1 protein-coding gene is annotated in these 1012 nt (G+C 62.5%); it reads left to right on the forward strand.

The features are described 5' to 3' along the window. Positions 1-995 (forward strand): IS630 family transposase gene (locus VSX60_RS22365; RefSeq protein ID WP_327626436.1). Its coding sequence is split into 2 segments (ribosomal slippage), with 996 coding nucleotides annotated over them: positions 1-427 and positions 427-995; the frame shifts between segments, so codons are not numbered across the junction. This gene is flagged as partial in the annotation. Positions 996-1012: the final 17 nt, after the last annotated feature.

Raw genomic sequence — 1012 nt, forward strand, 5'->3', positions numbered from 1 at the left:
ACGAAGGATGCGGCTCAGGCTCGGCGCTTGCTGGCGCTGGCCGAGATTTACGATGGCGGCTCGCGCAATGACGCGGCCCGGATCGGCGGCGTCACCTTGCAGATCATCCGCGACTGGGTTCTGCGCTTCAACGCTCGCGGCCCTTCCGGCCTGATCACCGGCAAGGCGCCGGGCAACCGGCCGAAGCTGAACGACGAACAGCGCCAAGCTCTGGCGGCAATCGTCGAGAAAGGGCCGATCCCTGCGATCCACGACGTGGTTCGCTGGCGGCGTAAGGATCTCGTGCGCTGGATCTTCGAGGAATTCCGCATCGAGGTCGACGAGACGACGGTCGGGCGCGAATTGCGATCCATGGGCTTTGCCAAACTGTCAGTCCGGCCGCGCCATCATGCCCAGAACGAGTTCGAACTCGAGGATTTTAAAAAAGCTTCCCGGCCGAACTGGCAGCAATCCAGGCAAGGCTCCCGGAGGGCACCGAGATCGAACTCTGGTGGGCTGACGAAGCCCGGATAGGGCAGAAGAATAAGGTCACGCGGCGCTGGGCCAAACGTGGCACGCGGCCTTCGGCTCCGAGCGATCAACGTACCATGTGGGCCTACATCTTCGGAGCCATCTGCCCCAAAAAGGGCAAGGGCGCCGGCCTCGTCCTACCCTACTGCGACACCGCCGCCATGAACGAGCATCTCAAGGAGATCAGCCTCGCCGTCGATCCCGGCGCTCATGCTGTGCTCATCCTCGACCAAGCCGGCTGGCACACCACGCCGAAGCTGACGGTGCCGGCCAACATCACTCTCCTATTCCTGCCGTCCAAGGCGCCGGAACTGAACCCGGTCGAGAATGTCTGGCAGTTTATGCGCGGCAACTGGCTGTCGAACCGTATCTTCATCGACTACGACGACATCGTCGCCCACTGCTGCGCAGCTTGGAACAAGCTCGTCGATCAGCCCTGGAAAATCACGTCCATCGGAATGCGAGAGTGGGCGCATGGGTCTTGATCAGCGCCCGTTGGTAT

The sequence above is a fragment of the Aurantimonas sp. A3-2-R12 genome (assembly GCF_036016755.1).
GTDB classification, from domain to species: domain Bacteria; phylum Pseudomonadota; class Alphaproteobacteria; order Rhizobiales; family Rhizobiaceae; genus Aurantimonas; species Aurantimonas coralicida_A.